Consider the following 21,439-nt stretch of genomic DNA (forward strand, 5'->3'; position numbering starts at 1 on the left):
ATAGGAGTTGGTATGGTTTTGGTATCTGCAAAAGAAATGCTCGTCGATGCGAAAAAAGGCCGTTATGCGGTCGGGCACTTCAATCTTAACAACATGGAAAGCGTCCGCGCTTTTTTGCTCGCGGCGGAGGAAGGTAAGTCGCCGATCATACTCGGCGTTTCCGGCGGAACGGCGAAATACATGGGCGGCTATCGGACGATCGCCGACATGGTGAGCGGTTTTATTAATTTTTTGAAAATCTCCGTTCCCGTAGCGCTGCACGTCGATCACGGAACCTATGAAGAAGCGCTCGATGCGATAGACAACGGTTTTTCGTCCGTCATGTTCGACGGTTCGAAATATTCGATCGATGAAAACATCGCAAAAACGCGCGAAGTCGTCGAAAAGGCGCACGCGAAGGGCATTTCCGTCGAAGCCGAAGTCGGCGCGATCGGCGGCGAAGAAGACGGCGTTATCAATTCCGGCGAATGCGCCGACCCTGCCGAATGCGCTCGTATCGCATCTTTAGGCGTCGATTTTCTCGCTGCGGGTATCGGCAACATTCACGGAAAATATCCGGCCGGATGGAAAGGCTTGGATTTCGACGTACTTGCAGCCATTCAGGCGAAGACGGACGATCTGCCGCTCGTGCTGCACGGAGGATCGGGCATTCCCGCCGACATGGTAAAAAAAGCGATCACGCTCGGCGTATCGAAAGTCAACGTCAATACCGAATGTCAAATCGCATTTACCGAAGCGACGAAAAAGTATTTTGCCGACGGCAAAGACGAAGAGAGCAAAGGCTTTACGCCGCGCGCCGTGCTTGCGCCCGGTCTTGAAGCGACCAAACGCGTATGTATTGAAAAGATGACGCTGTTCGGAAGTATCGGAAAAGCGTAAATCGATATGCTATAATGGAATACGATCGAGAGGTTAGTATGACGATAGAAGAGTTGAAAAAGAAAGCCAAGCAGATCCGACGCGATACTGTTTGGATGATAGGAGAAGCGGGTTCCGGTCATCCCGGCGGTTCCCTTTCGGCGACGGATATCATGGTTGCCCTCTATTATTCTAAGATGAAACTGTCGGACGATCCGAACGACGAAGCGCGCGATCGTTTTGTGCTGAGCAAGGGGCACGCGAATCCGCCGTACTATGCGATACTTGCGGATAAGGGTTATTTTCCGAAAGCGGAACTCAAAAATATCCGCCGACTGCACAGTATGCTGCAGGGACATCCCGATTGCAATAAATGCCCCGGCGTAGACTGCAGTACCGGTTCCCTCGGACAAGGCATATCGGTTGCAGCGGGTATGGCGCTCGGTTTCCGTTTGGCAAAAAAGCCGAACCGCGTATACGTGCTCACCGGCGACGGAGAATTGCAGGAAGGTCTTGCGTGGGAAGCGTTTATGGCCGCTTCTCATTATCACCTCGACAATCTCACCGTGCTCGTAGACAACAATCACCTGCAGCTTGACGGCCCGGTCGATACGGTTATGTCGCTCGGCGATCTTGCGGCAAAATTCCGCGCATTCGGTTTTGCCGTGTGCGAGGCGAACGGACACGATTATGAGGCACTGCTTTCCGCGCTTGATCACCGTGAAGACGGAAAGCCGCTCGCCGTTATCTGCGATACGGTCAAAGGCAAGGGCGTTTCGTTTATGGAAAACGGACTCGGCTGGCACGGAAAAGCTCCTTCGGGCGACGAGCTTGAAAAGGCGCTTAAAGAATTGGAGGACAACTGATATGAGTGAAAAAAAAGCAACACGGCAGGGCTACGGCGACGGCCTCGTCGAGCTCGGCAAAAAATATTCCGATGTGATTGTCCTCGACGCGGATTTGGGACATGCGACCGGTTCTTTGGCTTTTCAAAAAGAGTTTCCCGACCGCTACATCGAAACCGGTATCGCCGAACAGAATTTGATCGGTATGGCCGTCGGCTTGTCGAAAGTCGGCTACGTGCCCTTCGCATCTTCGTTTGCAATGTTTACTGCCGGAAGAGCGTTTGAAATTATCCGAAATGCGGCGGCATACAGCAAAGCGAACGTAAAAATCGCCGGAAGTCATTCGGGCATCACGCCTGCGGGCGACGGAGGCACGCACCAGTGCATAGAGGACATCGCCGCGCTTCGCGCAGTTCCGAATATGACGGTGCTGAGCCCCTGCGATTACAATCAGGCAAAGCTGATCGTCGAAGCGGCCTATCATTTTAAAGGCCCCGTGTATATCCGCACGTCGCGCGAACCCATGCCGATCGTCACTTCTTGCGACACGCCGCTCGAAATCGGAAAAGCGCAGAGCCTGCGTTCCGGCAAAGACCTCTGCATCGTCGCAACCGGTATTATGACGCCGCTCGCCCTCGAAGCGGCCGAGCAGCTTGCGTCCGACGGTATCGAAGCTTCCGTGCTGAACATTCACACGATTAAACCGCTCGACACCGATGCGATTGTAAGTGAAACGCTCGGCTGCGGCGGACGGATCCTCGTGTGTGAAGAAGCGAACCGTTTCGGCGGCATCGGCGAAGCGGCAGCTTATGCGCTCCTCGGTAAGGGCGGCGTAAAGATGGCGCACGTTGCGGTCGACGATCGATTCGGACAGTCGGGGCAAACGGCTGAACTCCTTGCCGAATACGGCATCACCGCCGACAACATCGTCTCAAAAGCGAAATCGCTCCTGTAAGGCGCGGCAGTATCCGATATATCGAGGAACGGATATTATTAATTAATAAAAAAATACCGGTTGTATATCCGTCCGTTTGACAATAAAACGGCGGAATATTATGATACGCTTATACTGCATAACATACGTTCGATTTCCGAATGTATACATACGATGGAGGAAAAAATATGAAGAAGATTTTAAAGGGACTGTTCGCGGCGTTTTTCGCTTCGACGGTTTTGTTTACGGCCGCGGCGCAAAGCGATTCTATGAAAAACGGAACATATACCGGAACGGGAGACGGCAAAGGCGGAAAGATAACGGTACAGGTAACCGTTAAAAAGAACGCGATCGCCGACATCAAAGTGCTTTCGCATAAAGAAACGCCGGGCTTCGATAAAGCGATGGATACGCTAAAAGCGGCGGTAATAAAATCGAACAGCACGGCAGTCGATACGGTTTCGGGCTGCACGCTCACGTCGAAAGGCTTTCTTGCAGCCGTGAACGCAGCGGTCGCACAGGCGGGCGGAGAACTGAAAGCGAATAAAAAAGCTGCCGCAGCTCCTCAGGCAAAGCAGAGTAAAACCGAAACGCACGACGTCGTCATCATCGGTGCGGGCGGCGCTGGGCTTGCGGCTGCAATCGAAGCGAAAGAAGCGGGCGCGGACGTTATCGTTTTGGAAAAGATGCCGATGGCCGGAGGCAATACGCTTATCTCGGGAGCTGAAATGGCGGCTCCGGGCAACTGGCTTCAAAAAAGAGACGGCATCGAAGACAGCGTCTCTCGCTTCGAACAGGATATGATGAAAGGCGGCGACAATATCAATAACCCCGAACTCGTACACGTGGTTGCATCCAACGCGCTTGCCGGCGCGGAATGGCTCAGGGACAAATGCGGCGTCGTATGGGAAAACTCGTTGATGTTTTTCGGCGGACATTCGGTAAAGCGCAGTTTGATTCCGGCCGGTGCAAGCGGCAAAGAACTCATCACCAAGATGCTCGCCAAAGCGGAAAAGCTCGGCATTCCCATCGTATACAGCACACCCGCAGTCGCGTTCGTGCAGGATGCGAAGGGACGCGTTACCGGAGTTTCGGCTGAAAGCAAGACGATGAACTACACGTTTTATGCAAAAAAAGGCGTTGTACTCGCAACCGGCGGCTTCGGTTCGAACCTCGACATGCGCAAAAAATACAATCCCGCCGTCGATGAAAACATCCTTTCGACGAATACGGTCGGCAGCACGGGCGACGGCATCGTCATGTCCGAAAAAATCGGAGCGGCTCTCGTCGATATGCAGTATATCCAAACCTACCCGATATGCGATCCGCTTACGGGCACGCTTTTGTATTTCGACGACGCGCGCCTCTACGGACACAGCGTTATCGTAAACAAAGAAGGCAAGCGCTTTGTCGAAGAACTCGGACGTCGCGACGTTATGTCCATGGCGATCAAAGCGCAGACGGGACACTGCTGCTATGAAATCATCGATCAAAAAGGATACGACGAAAGCCATCTGGAACAAAACCACGCGGCCGAAATCGCCTATCTGTACAAAAACAAATTGTTGGTAAAAGCCGATACGCTTGAAAAAGCGGCAGCATTTTTCGGCATCGATGCGAACGAGATGATCGCGACCGTCGACCGCTACAACAGCTACGTCGCAGCGGGCAAAGATCCCGAATTCAATAAACGCAGCTTGACCTTCCCGATCGAAAAAGCGCCGTTTTATATTTTGAAAGCCGTGCCCGCCGTACACCACACGATGGGCGGCGTCAAAATCAACAGCCAAGCGCAAGTCATAAAGACCGACGGGAGCGTGATCCCCGGTTTGTATGCTGCAGGAGAAGTGACCGGAGGCGTACACGGCAAAAACCGCTTGGGCAGCGACGCGATCGCCGACATCATCGTATTCGGACGCATCGCGGGAAAGAACGCGGCAAAGTAAGAGTGCGGTAGTATAAACGACGGTTCGGCGGCAGGGAAAGCGATTGCACTTGCTGCCGGACTGTATGGGGGCTGGGAACTAGCGTAACAGCTTGTCGGCCTGATTTTTGCCCAAAGGGAGAGACACTATTTACTTTTCATTTATCTTGCTCTTTACAACAATAGTCTGACTTTCTTTATTACGCAAAATATACTCAATATTTAGATCTTCCGCGTCTATATTTCCTTTTTCTGCTGCTTCTTTTATGACAAGTTCTGTTATTTCTTTGTCGCTTGCCTTGAGCAAAGTTTTCATTGAAGTGGTATCATCAAGGGTAAGCGGCTTTTTTGCGCAAGAAACAACAAGCAGTGGCACCGCAAAACTCAGTATAAAAAAATTAAAGCATTTTTTCATTTTTTCCTCCGAAACTAAAAATTAAACATAAGGTTCAATGAGTCCATTGAACTGAAAAGCGTGTATTTATAGCCACCTTCAAAAAAACGTATTTCAACGGCAGCATCTTTATCCCCTAAGACGACAAGGTTTTCTTTTCTATTTTCGATTTTGAAAAGCAAGTCATCCATTTGAACAACTTTTTCTTCTGTGAAAATGCCGATATTGTGCCATGATTTCAGGGAAATGCTTTCGTCATAAACGGTATCGTCAAACATAGAAACATAATTGTTCACAATTTTCTCGCCGCTTTTATTGGCAGTCACTACAGATAAAACTTCATCACAGCTTGTAAGTAAAAGCGCTAACAGGCATGAAAAAAGAAGTATACCAAATTTCTTTTTCATAAAATCCTCCTAAGACTTTATTGAATATATGTCGGTAAGTTTATCTTGTCAAGAACAAGTGATGCGAAGTGTGACGCTAAGCGTTCGTCCAACATTCCCTTCTAGCTTTTCTCATTATATCATGAAAACCGCTGACTTTCCGTAATCCGTGTATTCATTACGGGTATCAGTCTCTAATCTCTTTTGTTACAATTGTTATAAAAGGAGAACCCTCATGAACCCCCCAACCCGTATTCCCTATTCCCCAAAAGTCCGATGATTGGTTAAGAACGAATTGTATAAAAAATTCCCGCCAGCCGAAGCTGAAGAAAAATATCGGGAGATTGTTAAGACATACGAAAAGCTTGCAAACGATGTGCCGAGTATAGGCGGAAAAGCCAATTCGATGTCGAAAAATTTTTACGGGGCGCTGGCAGTCTTTACGTATTATGAATGTATGAAAATAAATCCGCTGCCCGTACTGGAAGGAATCACCATTTATCCGGTCGGCTGCAGCCGGTGTTTCCAACTATGCCGCCTTACAGCCCGTCGTCAAATAATTTTTCCCACGCGTCTTCGAATACGGTGCGCACCGGCGGCCGCGGAGAATGTGCCATGGGATGCATACCCTTTCCCGGATTTTCGGCATAGCCCGCGTTTCCGAAGTTACCTTTGTGCATGTCCAAAATCATGCCGTCTTTGAGTTCGCCGACATAAGTTCCGGTAAGTTTGTGGACGTGTTCGCCCTTGAGCTGTCCGACGGGATTTCCTTCCATGTCGCGGATGTATGCGCCTTGTACGACGCCGAGCGGGTTTCCCTCTTTATCGAAAATGTATTCCATTTGCAATTTCCTTAATAATTTTTATGCGCTCATATATCGATCGTATACATTATAGAGGAAATCGCATTTTCTACAATCGGGCGGTGCGAGGCAAGGGCAGCTGAAATTATATTGGCGGAAAACAATGCGTGTTGTAAAAAGTCGGCTGTATTTTCGACAGCAGTCCTGCCCTTATTCGATGCCGCTTCCGTCGAGGGCGGCGCGGGCAAGGCTGTCGATGTAGTGCGCTGCTGCGGCTTTTTGCGCGGTCGTACCGGAGCTTTCGAGCGATTCGATTTGTTTCGTTTTTTTTTCTTTCCGTGCATCGTTGAGTTTTTTTGCTTCCCGCGCAATGTTTTCCGCTTCGTCCGTACTCATGCCGAGCGCGTCCGCGATGCACTCTTTATCGGCACTTGCGAGGTTTTCGAGCGTCGTAAATTTTTTTATCAATGTGCGCGCGCGCTTTTCGCCGATGCCCGGAAGTTCGAGAAAAATGCTTACGGTATTTTCTTTGGTGCGGAGGCGCTGGTTTTTGCTTGTCGCAAAACGGTGCGTTTCATCTCTTACGCGCTGGAGCAGGCGGAGCGCGTCGCTTCTGCGCGGGAGCACGATGGGCGTACTGTTGCCGGGCCGGTAGATTTCTTCGTTTTTTTCGGCAAGTCCCGCGATCGGGATGTCGATGCCGAGCGATGTGAGTACGCTCTGCACTGCGTTTACCTGTCCGATGCCTCCGTCTATGAGGAGGAGGTCGGGCAGTTCCCGTCCTTCGTTTAAAAGTCTCGTATAACGTCTGCTCGTCGCTTCCCGCATGGATGCGAAGTCGTCGATGATGCCGTCGGTCGTTTTGAGACGGAAATAACGGTAGTTTTTTTTGTCGGGGTTGCCGTTGTAAAAGCTGATTAAACTTGCGACGGGGAATTTTCCGCCGATATGCGCGATGTCGAATCCTTCGATGCGAACGGGAAGCGTGTCGAGGGAAAGGAGCGTTTTGAGTTCTTCGAGCGCGGGTATGTCGCCTCGTTCACGCAGGCGCCGCACGATATCTTCATGCGCATTTTGCTTTGCCATATTGATGGCTGCCGTGTGGTATTTTGCGTTTTCGCTTGCGTCGGAAAGGGGGACGACTTCGGTTTCGGCGCCGAGCGTTTCGGAAAACCATCTTGCAAGTTCGGCGGGCGAGAGAAAAGCGACGCTTCGATCGGGGAGTTGCGGGGTGCCCCCGCTGGAGAGGGAGCGAGCAACCGTGTGCGAGCGCGGGGGAGGGCTCTTCCCCGTATCGGTATGAGAATTTTCAATGTCGGATAAATCATTAATTAATAAATTCGGTATATAAATGTGCGGGGGTACTTCGGCTTTGTCGGTGTAGTATGCGTTGAAAAACTCTCCGATGAGTTCGGTATCTTCGTTTAAGCTTACGGTGCGGTAGTTGCCGCGTCCTTCGAGTTTGCCGCCGCGGAGTTTTAAGACGGTAAAGCTTACGAGTTCTCCTTCCCTCCAATAGGCGATATAGTCGCGGTCGTCGCCGTCGAAAGTTTGGACGATATTCTGTTTTTGCATGATCGAAAGCGCTGAAAGTCCGTCTCTCAGTCGCGCGGCTTTTTCGAAGTCGAGATTTTCCGATGCGTGCCGCATTTCCGACTTTATTTTTTTTACGGTGTCGTCTCCTTTTCCCTCAAGAAGGCTTGCGATTTCGCCGATGTATTCGGTATAGGCGTCGTGTGAAATTTTTTTGCAGCAGGGGGCGTCGCATCTGCCGATGTGGTAGTAGAGGCAGGGGGCATCGCGTTTTTTGAGCGTTTTGCACCGACGCACGGGGTAGATGCGGTAGAGCGTATCGATAAAGGTGTCGAGTGCGCCCGCGTCGGGGTAAGGTCCGAAATAGGTCGAGCCGTCTTCGAGGACGCGCCGCGTTTTGATGACGCGCGGAAATTCTTCGTTCGTGATCCGCAGAACGGGATAGGATTTGCCGTCTTTCAAATCGATGTTGTAGCGCGGATTGTGTTTTTTAATAAGATTGTTTTCGAGCAAAAAGGCTTCGTATTCGTTTGCCGTTGTGATATACTCGATCGAATCGGCGTGCGCGACGAGCAGTTTCGTTTTGATGTCTTTGCTGCCGGAAAAATACGAGGTGAGGCGGTTTTTCAGGTTTTTCGCTTTGCCGACATAGATGACATCTCCCTGCCGGTTCCGCCACAGGTAGACGCCGCTTGAAGAGGGGGCTTGTAATGCCGTTTCGTGTAATATTTCCCGTACCGCTTTTGCCATAGTGCCTATGTGTATTCCGTATAATAAAAAAATAACGATTTTATCCACACTTCGTCCAGTAGGTGCGTTTGCCGCTTTATGCGCTCTTCGTCCGGTGCGCGCACTTGCCGTTTCGCGGGCGCTCCGTTTGCGTGTGTACGCTTTATTGTGCGTTCTTTCGACCGCTTTGTGTATCCGTCCCGCTTTTGCCGATTCGATGACGATCGGCGGAAAGGAGGGCTGGTCGAAGCTCTCAGTAAAGCGGGGAGTCGCCGAAGGTACGGGGCGTTTCGGGTATCCGTGCATCGAACTTGCAACCGATTCGCGGAGCGCCGATGCTTTTACCGATGCGCTGTTCGATTTCGAAAAAAAGCCGTTTACGGATACGGCGGGTAATTATACGGTGGTCAAAAACGAACTTTTGCTTTCGGGGAAATCGGCTATGGGAAAAGGCGCGGCGCTTTCCCGCGGAAAAGGCGGCATATCGATTCGCGGAAAGCGGGGTTCTCTTTTCGGCAGCGAAGGACACGCTCCGTCGTTTTATATCGAGTTTTGGCTTTTGCCCTCGGTCGCTGAAAACGGCGAAGTCGTCTTTAATTGGCGCTCGTCGCGCAGTATCGGGCGGAACGTCGTATATCAGATGATTACGGCTTCTTTTTATCAAAATCATCTTTCATGGACGTTTTTGAATCTCTTCGACGGGTACGAAAAAGGAGACGTGACGCTTTCGGGCATTACGACGCTGATTCCGGGAACCTGGGCGCATCACTCGATTGCTTTCGATGAAGAGAGCGGATGCATTGAATACCGCGTAAACGGTATGCTCGAAGCGATCGCCTACGTTACGTCGACCGGCCGTGCGTCGGGTTCGGTGTATTCCGTCTGTTTGGGCGTGCCTTCGGATATCGAGCTGTGCGGAAAGTATACGGGAAGCATCGACGATTTCCGCATACAAAAGGGAACCTACGACGATGCGATGCGGCAAAAATCGGAAGACGCGTCGACTCTCGGATATGCGAAGTATCGTGTGTCCGGCGGGCGGATCGAAACGCAGCCGTTTTTGACGTCGGTCGCATCTTCCCTCGATTCGGTGACGGCGGTGGTGAACGAACCCGCCGAGACCGCAGTACGCCTCTATGTGCGAAGCGGCGACAATATTTTCGGCTGGACGGATTCGTACCCCGCATGGCGTCCGGTGCGAAACGGAGAAGCGATTTCAGGCGTAAACGGTTTGTATTTTCAAATAGCTGCCGATCTTTATCCGGACGGAAACGGATCGCATACGCCGTCGATTACGCAAATCGATATCGATTACACGGTGCCTCCTTCGCCGCTTCCGCCTTTTACCGTAAAAGCGGCTTCCGGTGACGGGAGCGTAACGCTTTCGTGGTCGCATTCGGTCGATGAAAGCGCAGGCGGTTATTACGTCTATTACGGCACGAGACCCGGCGAATACCTCGGACGGGTTGCACGCGAAGGCTCATCGCCTGTAGATGCGGGCCTTGTGCAGTCGATTACGCTCACGGGGCTTCGAAACGGGACGATTTATTATTTTGCCGTCGCATCGTATTCGAAACTCGACAATCGGATAAGGGGCTCCCTTTCGCGCGAAACCTATGCGCGGCCCGAGGCGGAAAGCACTTATGGCAAGTGAAAGGGCAGAGGAAAATAAACTCGTTTTGCGCCGTGCGTCGGCGGCTCTCGCTTCCCGTGATTTTGAACTCGCCGCGCGCTTATATAAGGGATTGTTAAAAGACGACCCCGAAAACCGCGACGTGCTTTTTGCGCTCGGTGACGTATACGTCAAATCGGGCGACGATGCGCGCGCTCTTCCTTATTACGAAAAAATTAATAAAAATAATCCGAACGATACGGCTTCTCTCAATGCACTCGGCGCCATTTACCGGAGGCTCGGCCGCTTCGACGATTCTCTCCGTGTACTCCGTACGGCTCTCGCGATCGGCGGCAGCAATGCCGAAGTAAATTATAATTTGGGATTTACGTATCGTTCGATGGGAGATTACGACCGGGCAGTCGAGTGCTTCGAATCGGTTATCGCCTCCGATCCCGCCGATACGCTTGCGTACAATCATCTGGGTGCGATCTATGCGCGCCGAAAGGAATATCAAAAAGCCGCGACGGCATATAAGCGGGGTCTGCAAGTCGATCCGAATCATCCGGTACTGCAGCTGAACCTTGCCGAAACCTATGAAGCGTTGCACGCGTACGGGGAAGCGGCTAACGCATACGAAGCCGCCCTCCGCGCAAAGCCCGGCTGGACGGAAGCCGTGCAAAGATATACGGCTCTTTTGCTCCGCCTCCATAAAACGGCTGCCGCCGCATCCGTCGTCGAAAAGGCGATTGCGCTCCATCCGTCGGATGCGCATCTTTTTTCGCTCCTCGGCCGCGTAGAGCGAAGACGCTTCGATTATGAAGCTGCCGTTCGGGCGTTCAAAAAAGCTTCGGCCTTCGATCCGGAAAACTCGAGCTTTATCTCGTGCCTTGCCGACGCGTATGAAAAAAACGGTGCGCTTGAAAGCGGAGCCGCGCTCGTGCGTCAGGCGGAAAAAGATTTTCCGTCGGATGCCGCCGTCGGGGCGCAGTATGTGCGCACTCTTCTTTCGGCTCGAGATTATGTCCCGGCGCTTGCAAAGCTGAAAGCGCTTTATGCGAAAAATCAAAACGACATAGAAATTCTCGACCTCTACGCGCAGTATTGCATTTGCAGGGGAGAGGATGAAAAGGCCGCCTCCTGTTATAAAAAAATAAATTCGATCGACGCGCAGTATTTTACCTATGAAAAATCCGCAGCGCTCCGTTTCATGCAAGCCGGACGATCCGATAAGGCTCGGAATTTTATCGCACGCTATCTTTCAAAATATCCGCACGACGAAGAAGCCCTCGTGTTGTCGGCAAAAATCGATACGGCGGAAGGGAAACTTTCGTCCGCGCTCGATACTTACCGCGCCGTTCTCGCCGTAGACGACGGCAATGTTTTGGCAAACAGCGAAGTAACACGCATCGCCGAATTGCAGGCCGAAGCGGAAGCTGCAAAAAACGATTATCTTGCCGATGAAAGCGATGAAAAAAGCGGTGCGGAAATCGTTATGGATTCTCCGGAAACGAAAGCGCTCGAAGCTGCCGTATATGAGCCGGCTCCTACGCAAGAGACGCCCTTCGATTTCGATTTGATGGGCGAAAGCCTTTTAAAAGCCGACGACGAAATCGATCCGTTTACGATGACCGATCGGGAAAGTGATGAGGAAATGCAGGATTCCGAAGCGGACGGTTTAGATCTGCTTATTTCGCCCGACCGCCCGATCGATCGAGACGCGTCTTCCCGGACTGCTGGGAACGACGACGTTTTCGACGGGCGAACGGGGCCGGCGGCTGGACTCGATGAAACCGTCCCCGGAAATATCGACGACGGATTCGGTACGGAAACTATCGATGCGGAATTTGAAATGCCTGTCGTTTTGCCTCGAAGCAAAGCAAAATATGTGAATTATGAAGACGAACCGATTTCGGTAGCCGAAGATGTACCGGCTCGGCGTCCTTTGCCGGAATCGCCGCCTAAAGCGCCGATACCTTTACCGGGTGCTGCCGAAGCGGGTATCGCAGCTCCACGCAGACTTGCGGCAGCCCTTGATACTTCGAATGTCGAACGAGCGAGCGAACTTGCCGCATTGCGCCGTTCCTACGATGAAGCGCATCGGACGAGCCGAGCCGCGCGCGATGCTGCCGAGGACGCGATACGCCTTATCGATACGGCAAAAAAAAGTGCCGAACGGATACGTACGGATGCCGCCCTTGCCGAGTCGAATGTCAAAGATGCGACAGAAGATGCGATGAAAAAAATACGGGAAGCTGCGGAAAAAACTCTTTCCGAAATGGACGGGAAACGCGGCGAGATTATCGAGCGTAAAGTGCAAAAAAAAGTTTCGCCGCAGGAAAACGCGTCCGAGCAAACAAAAGCGATGCCGCGCAATGAGACTTTCGGAAAGGAACGAGTTCCGCAACTTTTCGACGGCGCTCGTCGCAGCGATCGGGTGTCCGCCGAGCTTACCGCTGTGCTTGAAAAAGCCATGCATGCGCTTCCCGACATCGCTGCAGCTCTGCAAAATAAAAAAAGCGCTGATCAATTTGCGATCGAACTCGAATTGTTTAAAAAACTCCGTACGATGTGCGGCTTTTTACCTGTACGGCAAAAGGAAAAATTTATGTCAAGCAAAACGCGGCTTTTGCTCGACTATGTGATCGCGCGTCTTTCCGGTCGGCCGGGATTGCTTGCGACAGCCGAAGTGCTCAGAAAGATAAAACTGCCGCTAGGTCTTCTTGAAACAAACGGTACATCGCCGTTCACTTCGCTCACCGATGAGCAGCTTGTGCCGCTTGTCATTCACGATATGCGCACAAAACTTGCCGACTTACCCGATGCATCCCTTGCCGCAGCTCTCGACGCTGCCGCATCGGAAGCTCTCGAAAATGCACGCGGACGCTGAGTTCGCCCGGGTGCGATGCGAATCCGCAAAACAGTTATAATTTAATAATTCTCGAATGCGTTATAACTTCGTTTCCCGTTTCGGTGATGAGCACGTCGTTTTCAAGGCGGCAGCCGCCGAGCGCTTCGTCATAGAGTCCCGGTTCGAGCGTTACGATCATGCCCGGCTTAAAAACGAGCGTTTCGGACGCTTTGATATTGACGCGCGGGGGTTCGTGTATTTCAAGACCGATCGCATGCCCCAGTCCGTGCGGCATTTTCCGTTTCCCGGTTGCAAACACTTCGTCGGCTTTGAGCGCCGCATCGCGGATTGAAAGTCCGGGCTTATAGAGCTTGAGGCATTCGTCATACGCTTTTTGTACGAGGGCGACGAGTTTTTCCTGTGCAGCGGAAAGCTTACCGCGTGCAACCGTGACCGTCGTATCGCTCGTATAGCCGTTTACGACGACGCCGAAATCGAGAATGGAAAGTCCCGTGTCCGCCCATTTTCCCGCAGTGTAATTCGGAAAACAGTGGATGCCCCAGCTGCGTTCCGGTCCTGCGGCAAGCGTGTCGAACCCCGTGCGCTCGCAGCCGTGAGCGCGGCATTCCCTTTCGATAAGCAATGCGACGTCCGTTTCCGTTACGAGCTTTTTCGATTTGATACCGTCTTCCACCGTATCGATTATCAAATCGCCTATGCGCGCAGCTTCTTTCGTACATGCGATTTCGTACGCGTCTTTTATCATGCGAAGTTCAGTGACAAAGTGATGCACGCTGTTTTCCCGGCAGTGGACGTCGCAGCCTTCGAGCGCATCGACGTATTTTAAAAATTCGGGATACGTCGTCGCGGGCGGCAGTTCGACTTTTTTGTTTTTAAAATGATCGCTTTCGCCGAGCACCGCTTTTACCGCATCGATCGCCGTGTTTTTATATTTTGTGTAGGGTATGACGTTATCCGCAAACGCATAGCGCTTTGCCATGATTTCGTCCCACGGAACGAGTACCGAATATGCATCGTCGAATACGATCAAAACCGCATCGCTTATGTGGCCTGAAAGATAGCGCACGGCGCTTTCTCGTTTTTCTTCGCTGTCGATAAATACGGCTGCTCCGATGCCGTTTTGTTTCATAAAGCGGGCAACGCGTGCACGGCGTTCCGCATACATTTTTTTACATTCATCCGCTGTCGGCATTTTCATATATATCCTCGCTTACAATATAGCAATTTTTTTGCGCTTCGGAAAGCGACATTATCGTGCGGCGCGCCGCTTGAGCAGTTTTCCGCAGGCGGCTTTTGCGATTTCATCCCGCGTGAAAAAAAGGAGAGCGATGCCGACGGCGGCGAAGAGGAGCGCGGAAAGGGCGACGACGCTTCCGTCGGAAATGATGCGGCCGTGTCCAGCAAAAAAAGATACGAGGCGCGGTCGGACGATATGGACGGGAAGAGAGGCGGCGAGTGAAAAAATTATTATTTTCAATTCATATAATACCGACGATTTAATAATCTTTTTGGTATCGACGGAGCGCAGACGCGGAAGAGCGGCGCATAAAAAAACGGTGTTCGCAAAGCTTGCGATCGAAAGGGCGAGTGCGATGCCCGCTCCCTTCATGCGAGCGACGAAAAGAGAAGCGAGCGCTATATTGACGGCGAAGTTGAAAATGCCTGCGAGCGTCGGAAGCACGGTATTTTTTTGCGCGTAAAACGACGGAGACAAAACGCGGTTTTGTGCGATAAAGACGAGACCTATCATGTGAAAGCGAAACACAGAAAGCGTCATCGCTACCGATTCGTCGGTAAAGTTTTTCGTTTTATAGACGAGCGAAATGATTTCCTTTCCGCAGATAAGCGAATAAAACGTAACCGGAAGCGCTATCAGCGTGATGATTTTTAGGGCGCGGATGAGCAGCGCCGTAAAATCGTCCCAGCGTTTTTTTTGCGCAAGCGCCGACATATCCGGCAAAATAACCGAACCGATCGACACGGCGAATATGCCTAAAATCAATTCCTGCAGCCGAAGCGAATATTGCAGGCTCGCGTATATGCCGATGCCCGCGCGCTTTGCGAGCGTACTCGATACGACGTCGTTTATCTGGTATGCGGCCATACCGACGACGGTCGGAAGCACGAGGAGCATGACGCGTCTCGTACCGGGATTCGTAAACGCGCTTTTAAGCGACGCGAACGAAACGCGCCACTTTGTGCGCAGTACGAAGGGCAGTTGAAAGAGCATTTGCGAAAAGCCGCCTGCGATGACGCCTGCCGCCATAGCGCGCGCGGGGTTCGCCGTATATGGGGCGAGTATGTACGTGAGCGTGATGACGACTGCGTTGAATAAAACGGGAGCGAAGCCCGACGGAGTGAAAACGCCGACGCCGTTTAAGATTCCCTGAAAGAGGGCGGCGACGGAAACGACGGCGAGATAGGGAAACATGATACGCGTGAGAAGCACCGCTTCCGGCATTGTCGCCGCATCCGTACTGCCGTAAAATACTTTAATAATCGCGGGCGTAAAGACGATACCCAAAGCGGTGACGGTTCCCGTCAAAAAAGTGACGAGGGTAAGCGTCGATGAGATGAAATCCTGTGTCTTTGTTTTGTCGGCATCCGACGAAATGTCTTCGACGTATGCGCGGAAGGTCGGAATGAAGGCGACGGAAACGCTGTTTTCCGCGAAGAGCCTTCGAAAGAGATTCGGCAGTTGAAATGCGATACCGAATGCGTCCGCTATCGCTCCGGTTCCGAGAAAAGCCGCCTTTGTCATTTCGCGCACGAGACCGAGTATGCGCGATAAAAGCGTGACGACTGAAAGGCGGATGCCGGAGCGTACGAGTGAATGCGATTTTGTTTCCGTCATTCGCTAAGCATAGCGCAAGAAGCGCCGCTTGTGCAATGTGCCGCCGATTGTCCCGGTAACGCTTTCAGTACACGGACGGCGATTTTTTCACTATATTTATTATATAAATGAAATCGAAGCTGTAAGGAGCGGTAACTATGAGTGTCGTCAACGCGAGAAAAATAGGTGTTATCGGATGCGGATTTGTCGGTGCATCGTCGGCGTTCGCATTGATGGAAAGCGGTCTGTATTCGGAAATGGTTTTAATCGATGCGGATCAAAATAAAGCCGAAGGCGAAGCGCTCGACATAAGCCACGGGCTTCCCTTTGCCGGTCCGATGAAGATATATGCGGGCTCATACGACGACATACGAGATGCGTCAATCGTCGTCGTGACGGCGGGCGCGGGGCAAAAGCCGGGAGAGACTCGGCTCGATCTCGTAAAAAAGAACGTTGCAATTTTCAAATCGATTATTCCGGAAATCGCGAAGCGGGATTTTCAGGGCGTACTGCTCATCGTTGCAAATCCCGTCGACATTTTAACGTATACGGCGGTAAAGCTTTCGGGGTTGCCGGAAAACCGCGTGTTCGGTTCGGGTACCGTTCTCGATACGGCGCGGCTGAAATATCTTTTGGGCGAACACTTGAGCGTCGACAGCAGAAGCGTCCACGCCTTTATCATCGGCGAACACGGGGACAGCGAAATCGCCGCGTGGAGCTGTGCGAACGTTTCGGGCATCAAGCTCAACCGCTTTTGCGATATGCGCGGTTTTCACGAACACGAAGATTCCATGCGCAGGATTGCCGAAGAAGTTAAAAACAGCGCGTACGAAATCATCGAAAAAAAGAAAGCGACGTATTACGGGGTAGCGATGGCGGTCAGGCGCATTTGTCAGGCGATCAGCCGCGACGAAAAATCGATTTTGCCGGTATCGACGATACAGCACGGCACTTTCGGAATCGAAGGGGTTGCACTGAGCATGCCCGCTGTCGTCGGGAAGGACGGTGTCGAAACTCAGGTGCCGCTCGAACTCGACGAAAAAGAAAGGGAAGCGCTTTTACATTCGGCGGAGACGCTCAAAAAAGTCATCGACGAATCGGCGTGTTTGTAATAGAGAATCTCTAAAATCCAGCCGAGTTTTAGAGGCACTCGATACTAAAAAACGGCGATGTTTTGGCAATACGCTCAGCCCAGATGCTCCGAAAAAAGATTCGGTGTATGGCCGGTTGTTACATTCGCGCTTTTACGCATTCGATAAAGCGCATGATGTTTTCGATCGTGAGCGCAAGATCGCTTTTTGCGCGAAGTTTTGCGCGGGCGTAGTCGACTGCGACGCGGTTTATGCTGAAGACTGCCGATACGCCCGTGTCGTACGCCGCTTCGATGTCGTCTCCGATATCGCCGACGACTGCGATGAGCGGTACTCCCGCTTTTTTTGTGCGGCGCGCGATGCCGATGACGACTTTTCCGCGCAGGCTCTGCGTGTCGATTTTTCCTTCGCCCGAAAAAACGCAGTCCACGTTTTTGACGAGTTCGTCGAATCTCACCGTATCGAGCACCGTTTCGATGCCCATCTGCAGCTTTGAACCGAAAAAGACGTTCATGCCGTAGCCCATGCCGCCTGCAGCTCCCGCGCCGGGCATAAGAGAAGCGTCTTTGTGCAGATCGCGTTCGACGATTTGGGCGAGGCGGCGGAGGCCCGCATCGAGGCGTTTAACCGCTTTTTCGTCGGCGCCCTTTTGCGGACCGAAAACGTATGCGGCTCCCGTTTCTCCGTAGAGCGGGTTGTCGATGTCGCACATCGTAACGATTTCGATGCCCTTGAGCGAGGGATGCAAACCGGACGAGTCGATATGTTCGATGTCGCAGAGCGTGCCGCCCGTCGGGATGAATTCTTTTCCCGTTTTATCGATAAACTTTACGCCGCATGCCGCAGCCGCTCCGCAGCCGCCGTCGTTCGTCGCGCTTCCTCCGAGTCCCATGATGAGTTTCGTACAGCCGTCTTCGATTGCGCGAAGTATGAGAGCGCCTACTCCGAGCGTCGTCGTTTTTTCGGGATCGCGCCTGTCTTCGACGAGGGGAAGCCCCGCGCAGGAAGCCATTTCGATGACGCCCGTTTTTCCGTCGGAAAGCTTTCCGTAAAACGCGTCCATTTTGTTAAAATAGGGGTCGTCGGCGGATACGGTGATTTTTTCTCCGCCGACTGCGGTCAAAAAAGCGTCGACGCTGCCTTCTCCTCCGTCTGCAACGGGAATGCTTATGACGTCAGTTTCGGGATAAAATTTTTTTATCGCTTTTTCCATGATGCCGCATATCTCTGCGGAACTCATCGTGCCTTTAAATGAATCGGGGATTAGTACGATTTTTTTCATTGCATCGCCTCCTTAGGCGCTGTCCGTTTTTACGCAAAATTTGCAACGCGCACTGCTGCGCACACAGCCGCATGCGATACCCTTCGCGCGCTTTTGCATACAGTGCCCTATGTGCATCGCCGCATACGATGCCGTACGCCACGGCGGACATCATTTTTTCGGAAACGCTTTTTCGAACTCGTTTAATAATTGTGCCGTTTGAATCGCACCGTCTATGTCGGTAAGCTTTCCTCTCGTGCGGTAAAAATCGATAAGCGGTTCGGTCTGCTCGCGGTATACGTCCATGCGGTGCAAAATCGATTCCTGTTTGTCGTCGTCCCGCTGATAGAGCTCAGCGCCGCAGTTGTCGCAGACGCCTTCTTTTTTCGGCGGCAGCGTGAGTACGTTGAAGTTCGTTCCGCATTTTTTGCAGACGCGCCGCGTCGAAAGGCGCTTGATGACTTCTTCATCTTTGATAACGAAATTGACGACCGTTACGTCGTCGCAGATTTTCGTAAACGCTTCTGCTTGTGCGAGGGTGCGCGGAAATCCGTCGAGGATAAAACCGCCTTTCGTATCGTCCGCTTCGAGCCGTTCTTTTACGAGCGCGCACGTGATGTCGTCGCTCACCAAGCCGCCCGAGTCGATGATGCTTTTGACTTTTTTCCCGAGTTCCGTTTGATTTTTTATCGCCGCGCGGAAAATATCGCCCGTTGAAATGTGGGGGATTTTGTACTCCTGTGCGACTTTGACGGCGAGAGAGCCTTTGCCCGCTCCCGGAGGCCCTAAAAAGATGAAATTCATAATTACCTCTGTATTTGTTTATACGTTTCGATATCGATGTATTTTAACCCCTCGTGTAAAATACGTCTAGGGCATGGGCGTATCCCGCACCGGCTGCGGCAGTCTCGCTCTTTCTCGCACGTTCCCGAGGATTCCTGTTCGCTTCAATTTTATCGGCATATCCGATAATCCGATCCGGCTTTCGAAATCTTTATCTATAAAAATAGATTTTAAGGGGGAAAGCCTTCCCCTCGCGCGCACTCCGTTGCGCGCTGCCCCTTCCTGCGGGGACACCCCGCAACGCCCCGTCTGCCGCACGGCTTGTCGCCGCAGAAAATTTTTCGAAAAAACTCCGAAATCGCAATATCTTAGCGATTTATATTACTGAAGTATTATCAGGATAACCGCACCGAAAATTGTATTCCTAAAAAATAGCGTATAACATAAAAAATCGGCTGCACTCCCGGCGGCAGTTCCGCTGCCTCGTGTTATGTAAGTACGCGCTTCTTTTCTAAGTATCCATTTCCGGTGCGGTTATCCCGGAGGTTTTATGGCAAAACACAATCGTCGGTATAAGGATTCGGTCTTTGTCGATTTTTTCGGCGAAGATAAAAACGCAAAGGCGAACTTCCTCGCTCTCTACAACGCATTGCATGAGACAGAACTTGACGCATCGGCGGAACTCGAACCGCTCCGTCTCGAACAGGTGATGTATATGGCTTTCCGCAACGATGTCGCCTGCCTCGTCGACGGAAAGATCATCGTATTGGTAGAACACCAATCTACGATAAACGCCAATATGCCGTTGCGATTTTTGCAGTATGCCGCGCGCCTCTATGAGCGCATCGAAAACCCGCGTGACCGTTATCTCCGCAGATTGAAGAAGATTCCGACGCCCGAATTCTACGTGTTTTATAACGGGGAAGAAGATTACCCCGAAACCGCGACATTACGCCTCTCCGATGCCTTTATGACGATGCCCGAAAAACCCTCTCTCGAAGTCGTTGTCAGCGTGACGAATATCAATTATAATAAGGGAAGTGAAATCTTACATACGTGCAAACCGTTAAAAGAGTACACGCTGTTCGTAGAAGCCGTACGAAGACATACGAAGCTCGATAGTGAGAACGGCTTTCGGAACGCGATCAAAGAGTGCATACAAAACGACATCTTGCGGGAGTATTTACAAAGAAAAAGTCGGGAGGTGATAAACATGTTAATTGCCGAATATGATTATGATGTCGACATTGCCGTGCAGCGGGAGGAAGCGTTACAAGAAGGCGAAGCGAAAGGTTTTTCAGAAGGCTCATATCAAAAAGCGCTTGAAACGGCGAAGAATTTACTCGGTTTGGGATTGTCGGTCGCAAACATAGCCCAAGCAACCGGCCTCGCCGAAGCGGAAATCGAATCGCTGTAGCGTTGCTCCCTCTCCTCACTCCACGTGCGACTTTGTGCGTTCTGCTTGCGGAAGCGGCGTTCGCATACGTCTACAGACCATTGTATGACGGTCATTTTTGACGAAAGAAAGCATGGATTTATTAGCCTCCTTGTGCTTGCAGGCTTATAAGCCGCTGCCGCGCACAGCTTTTTTCCCGCGTATTCGTTATGTTATGTCGTTTTCATCGAGACCGTATTGTTCATTTTCATCGTTCAGTCCTGCGGGTTCCACGTGTACCATGATGTCGTATACGTCGGGAATGGCTTTTCGGACGGCGCTTTCCACTTGACAGGCGATTTCGTGAGCAGCCGACACGCTCATATCGGCCGCCACTTCGATATCCAAGTCGATATCCCAATGCGAAGCGATTTTTCTGATCCGCGCGCGGTGCGGATGCGACACGCCTTTTACGGAAGATGCGGCGTCGAAAAGGCGCTTGTATATTTCGCGGTCGGTGTTTCCGTCCATGAGTTCGGTATTCATATCCGAAAAGATCGCGACCGCGTTTTTGATAACCCATGCGCTTACGAGGAGGGCGGTAACGGGATCGAGTGAAGGGCAGCGGAAAAACCGTGCAGCTCCTATGCCTAAAAGCACGCCTCCCGACATGACGATATCGCTTTTCATATTCTGTGCGTTCGCTTTGATTATGGCGCTGCCGCTTTTTTTACCGAGCGTATACTGCGTTACGGCGAGTATCGCTTTTCCCGTAATCGATACTGCGGCTGCAGCGAGTGCCGCAGCGCTCACTGCGCTTTTGTACGAGTGCCTGATAAGAGAGCCTACGGACGAAAGGGCGAGCTGCGTACCGGCAAAAAATATGACGAAAGATAAGGCCATCGTCGCCGTCGTTTCCGCCCTGCCGTGTCCCCACGGATGCTCTTTGTCGCCCGGCCGCGAAACGATAGTGCTTACGATGAGTGTCATAAGCGCGATCGCGACGTCGGTGAGCGAATCGATGCCGTCGCCCATAACGGCAAGGCTTCCCGAAACTTTCGAAAGAACGATCTTTACGCATGCGAGCGCAAGATTTCCGAAAAGCGCGATATAACCCGCCCGCCGCATGAGAACGGCATGTGTTTCGTTTCGATCGGTGATTTCGGAATTCATACTGAACAATTTTAACAAAATCTTTGCCGTGCC

Annotated in this window: 17 protein-coding genes; 8 read left to right on the forward strand and 9 right to left on the reverse strand. The window is 51.8% G+C overall.

Going from position 1 to position 21,439, the window contains the following annotated elements; genetic code table 11:
• The first annotated feature begins 12 nt into the window (after positions 1-12).
• The 4 genes from fba (at position 13) to IZU26_RS12005 (ending at position 4,583) form a co-directional block, all read left to right on the forward strand.
• Entirely contained in the window at positions 13-879 is an 867-nt protein-coding gene (gene fba / locus IZU26_RS11990) for a class II fructose-1,6-bisphosphate aldolase (protein ID WP_433279278.1), read from the forward strand.
• Positions 880-917: 38 nt separating this feature from the next.
• Positions 918-1,724, forward strand: coding sequence for a transketolase (locus tag IZU26_RS11995; protein WP_433279280.1), 807 nt, complete (start codon positions 918-920; stop codon positions 1,722-1,724).
• A gap of 1 nt (position 1,725) precedes the next feature.
• A complete protein-coding gene (locus IZU26_RS12000) occupies positions 1,726-2,658 on the forward strand; it encodes a transketolase family protein (protein WP_433279282.1) in 933 nt (310 codons plus the stop codon).
• Positions 2,659-2,825: 167 nt separating this feature from the next.
• A complete protein-coding gene (locus IZU26_RS12005) occupies positions 2,826-4,583 on the forward strand; it encodes a flavocytochrome c (RefSeq protein ID WP_433279284.1) in 1,758 nt (585 codons plus the stop codon).
• A gap of 129 nt (positions 4,584-4,712) precedes the next feature.
• Here IZU26_RS12005 and IZU26_RS12010 read toward each other — a convergent pair whose 3' ends face one another.
• From IZU26_RS12010 to uvrC, 4 genes are all read right to left on the reverse strand, one after another.
• Positions 4,713-4,976 carry a hypothetical protein gene (locus IZU26_RS12010; protein ID WP_433279286.1) on the reverse strand — a complete coding sequence of 88 codons (264 nt, stop codon included), beginning with the start codon at positions 4,974-4,976 and terminating at the stop codon, positions 4,713-4,715.
• 14 nt (positions 4,977-4,990) lie between these two features.
• Positions 4,991-5,362 carry a hypothetical protein gene (locus IZU26_RS12015; protein WP_433279288.1) on the reverse strand — a complete coding sequence of 124 codons (372 nt, stop codon included), beginning with the start codon at positions 5,360-5,362 and terminating at the stop codon, positions 4,991-4,993.
• Positions 5,363-5,880: 518 nt separating this feature from the next.
• The gene (locus tag IZU26_RS12020) at positions 5,881-6,183 is read right to left on the reverse strand and encodes a 4-fold beta flower protein (RefSeq protein WP_433279290.1); all 303 of its coding nucleotides are present in this window, start codon (positions 6,181-6,183) and stop codon (positions 5,881-5,883) included.
• 171 nt (positions 6,184-6,354) lie between these two features.
• On the reverse strand, positions 6,355-8,427 hold the full coding sequence (gene uvrC / locus IZU26_RS12025; protein WP_433279292.1) for an excinuclease ABC subunit UvrC: 2,073 nt from the start codon (positions 8,425-8,427) through the stop codon (positions 6,355-6,357).
• Between the two features lie 133 nt (positions 8,428-8,560).
• On the opposite strand from uvrC, the gene IZU26_RS12030 reads away from it, so the two are divergent.
• Positions 8,561-10,060, forward strand: coding sequence for a fibronectin type III domain-containing protein (locus IZU26_RS12030; protein ID WP_433279294.1), 1,500 nt, complete (start codon positions 8,561-8,563; stop codon positions 10,058-10,060).
• Complete coding sequence (locus tag IZU26_RS12035; RefSeq protein ID WP_433279296.1) at positions 10,050-12,908, forward strand: tetratricopeptide repeat protein; 2,859 nt, start codon at positions 10,050-10,052, stop codon at positions 12,906-12,908. The genes IZU26_RS12030 and IZU26_RS12035 overlap by 11 nt, the downstream gene beginning before the upstream one ends.
• Positions 12,909-12,942: 34 nt before the next feature.
• Here the strand turns inward: IZU26_RS12035 and IZU26_RS12040 are convergent, their stop codons facing one another.
• Both IZU26_RS12040 and murJ read right to left on the reverse strand, forming a co-directional pair.
• Complete coding sequence (locus IZU26_RS12040; protein WP_021331075.1) at positions 12,943-14,088, reverse strand: M24 family metallopeptidase; 1,146 nt, start codon at positions 14,086-14,088, stop codon at positions 12,943-12,945.
• A 51-nt stretch (positions 14,089-14,139) separates the two neighbouring features.
• A complete protein-coding gene (murJ, locus tag IZU26_RS12045; protein ID WP_433279299.1) occupies positions 14,140-15,744 on the reverse strand; it encodes a murein biosynthesis integral membrane protein MurJ in 1,605 nt (534 codons plus the stop codon).
• Positions 15,745-15,881: 137 nt separating this feature from the next.
• On the opposite strand from murJ, the gene IZU26_RS12050 reads away from it, so the two are divergent.
• Positions 15,882-16,835, forward strand: a complete 954-nt coding sequence (locus IZU26_RS12050) for an L-lactate dehydrogenase (RefSeq protein WP_021331078.1) — start codon at positions 15,882-15,884, stop codon at positions 16,833-16,835.
• 118 nt (positions 16,836-16,953) lie between these two features.
• On the opposite strand, the gene IZU26_RS12055 is transcribed toward IZU26_RS12050, so the two are convergent.
• Positions 16,954-18,096 carry a glycerate kinase family protein gene (locus IZU26_RS12055; RefSeq protein WP_433279301.1) on the reverse strand — a complete coding sequence of 381 codons (1,143 nt, stop codon included), beginning with the start codon at positions 18,094-18,096 and terminating at the stop codon, positions 16,954-16,956.
• A gap of 150 nt (positions 18,097-18,246) precedes the next feature.
• Positions 18,247-18,879 (reverse strand): adenylate kinase, encoded by a 633-nt coding sequence (locus IZU26_RS12060; protein ID WP_021331085.1) that lies wholly within the window; start codon positions 18,877-18,879, stop codon positions 18,247-18,249.
• 529 nt (positions 18,880-19,408) lie between these two features.
• On the opposite strand from IZU26_RS12060, the gene IZU26_RS12065 reads away from it, so the two are divergent.
• Positions 19,409-20,275: an Rpn family recombination-promoting nuclease/putative transposase gene (locus tag IZU26_RS12065; RefSeq protein WP_433279303.1), complete on the forward strand. Its 867-nt coding sequence runs from the start codon at positions 19,409-19,411 to the stop codon at positions 20,273-20,275.
• A 186-nt stretch (positions 20,276-20,461) separates the two neighbouring features.
• Here the strand turns inward: IZU26_RS12065 and IZU26_RS12070 are convergent, their stop codons facing one another.
• Entirely contained in the window at positions 20,462-21,406 is a 945-nt protein-coding gene (locus IZU26_RS12070; RefSeq protein WP_433279305.1) for a cation diffusion facilitator family transporter, read from the reverse strand.
• Between the last annotated feature and the right edge of the window lie 33 nt (positions 21,407-21,439).

Source organism: Treponema sp. SP13, assembly GCF_050938355.1.
In the GTDB taxonomy this organism is placed as follows: Bacteria; Spirochaetota; Spirochaetia; order Treponematales; family Treponemataceae; genus Treponema_D; species Treponema_D socranskii.

What these genes read in the sequence shown, in the direction of transcription:
- fba (WP_433279278.1), top strand. Translation starts at nt 13, where the DNA reads ATGGTTTTGGTATCTGCAAAAGAAATGCTCGTCGATGCGAAAAAAGGC.
- IZU26_RS11995 (WP_433279280.1), top strand. Translation starts at nt 918, where the DNA reads ATGACGATAGAAGAGTTGAAAAAGAAAGCCAAGCAGATCCGACGCGAT.
- IZU26_RS12000 (WP_433279282.1), top strand. Translation starts at nt 1,726, where the DNA reads ATGAGTGAAAAAAAAGCAACACGGCAGGGCTACGGCGACGGCCTCGTC.
- IZU26_RS12005 (WP_433279284.1), top strand. Translation starts at nt 2,826, where the DNA reads ATGAAGAAGATTTTAAAGGGACTGTTCGCGGCGTTTTTCGCTTCGACG.
- IZU26_RS12010 (WP_433279286.1), bottom strand. Translation starts at nt 4,976, where the DNA reads ATGAAAAAATGCTTTAATTTTTTTATACTGAGTTTTGCGGTGCCACTG.
- IZU26_RS12015 (WP_433279288.1), bottom strand. Translation starts at nt 5,362, where the DNA reads ATGAAAAAGAAATTTGGTATACTTCTTTTTTCATGCCTGTTAGCGCTT.
- IZU26_RS12020 (WP_433279290.1), bottom strand. Translation starts at nt 6,183, where the DNA reads ATGGAATACATTTTCGATAAAGAGGGAAACCCGCTCGGCGTCGTACAA.
- uvrC (WP_433279292.1), bottom strand. Translation starts at nt 8,427, where the DNA reads ATGGCAAAAGCGGTACGGGAAATATTACACGAAACGGCATTACAAGCC.
- IZU26_RS12035 (WP_433279296.1), top strand. Translation starts at nt 10,050, where the DNA reads ATGGCAAGTGAAAGGGCAGAGGAAAATAAACTCGTTTTGCGCCGTGCG.
- IZU26_RS12040 (WP_021331075.1), bottom strand. Translation starts at nt 14,088, where the DNA reads ATGAAAATGCCGACAGCGGATGAATGTAAAAAAATGTATGCGGAACGC.
- murJ (WP_433279299.1), bottom strand. Translation starts at nt 15,744, where the DNA reads ATGACGGAAACAAAATCGCATTCACTCGTACGCTCCGGCATCCGCCTT.
- IZU26_RS12050 (WP_021331078.1), top strand. Translation starts at nt 15,882, where the DNA reads ATGAGTGTCGTCAACGCGAGAAAAATAGGTGTTATCGGATGCGGATTT.
- IZU26_RS12055 (WP_433279301.1), bottom strand. Translation starts at nt 18,096, where the DNA reads ATGAAAAAAATCGTACTAATCCCCGATTCATTTAAAGGCACGATGAGT.
- IZU26_RS12060 (WP_021331085.1), bottom strand. Translation starts at nt 18,879, where the DNA reads ATGAATTTCATCTTTTTAGGGCCTCCGGGAGCGGGCAAAGGCTCTCTC.
- IZU26_RS12065 (WP_433279303.1), top strand. Translation starts at nt 19,409, where the DNA reads ATGGCAAAACACAATCGTCGGTATAAGGATTCGGTCTTTGTCGATTTT.
- IZU26_RS12070 (WP_433279305.1), bottom strand. Translation starts at nt 21,406, where the DNA reads ATGAATTCCGAAATCACCGATCGAAACGAAACACATGCCGTTCTCATG.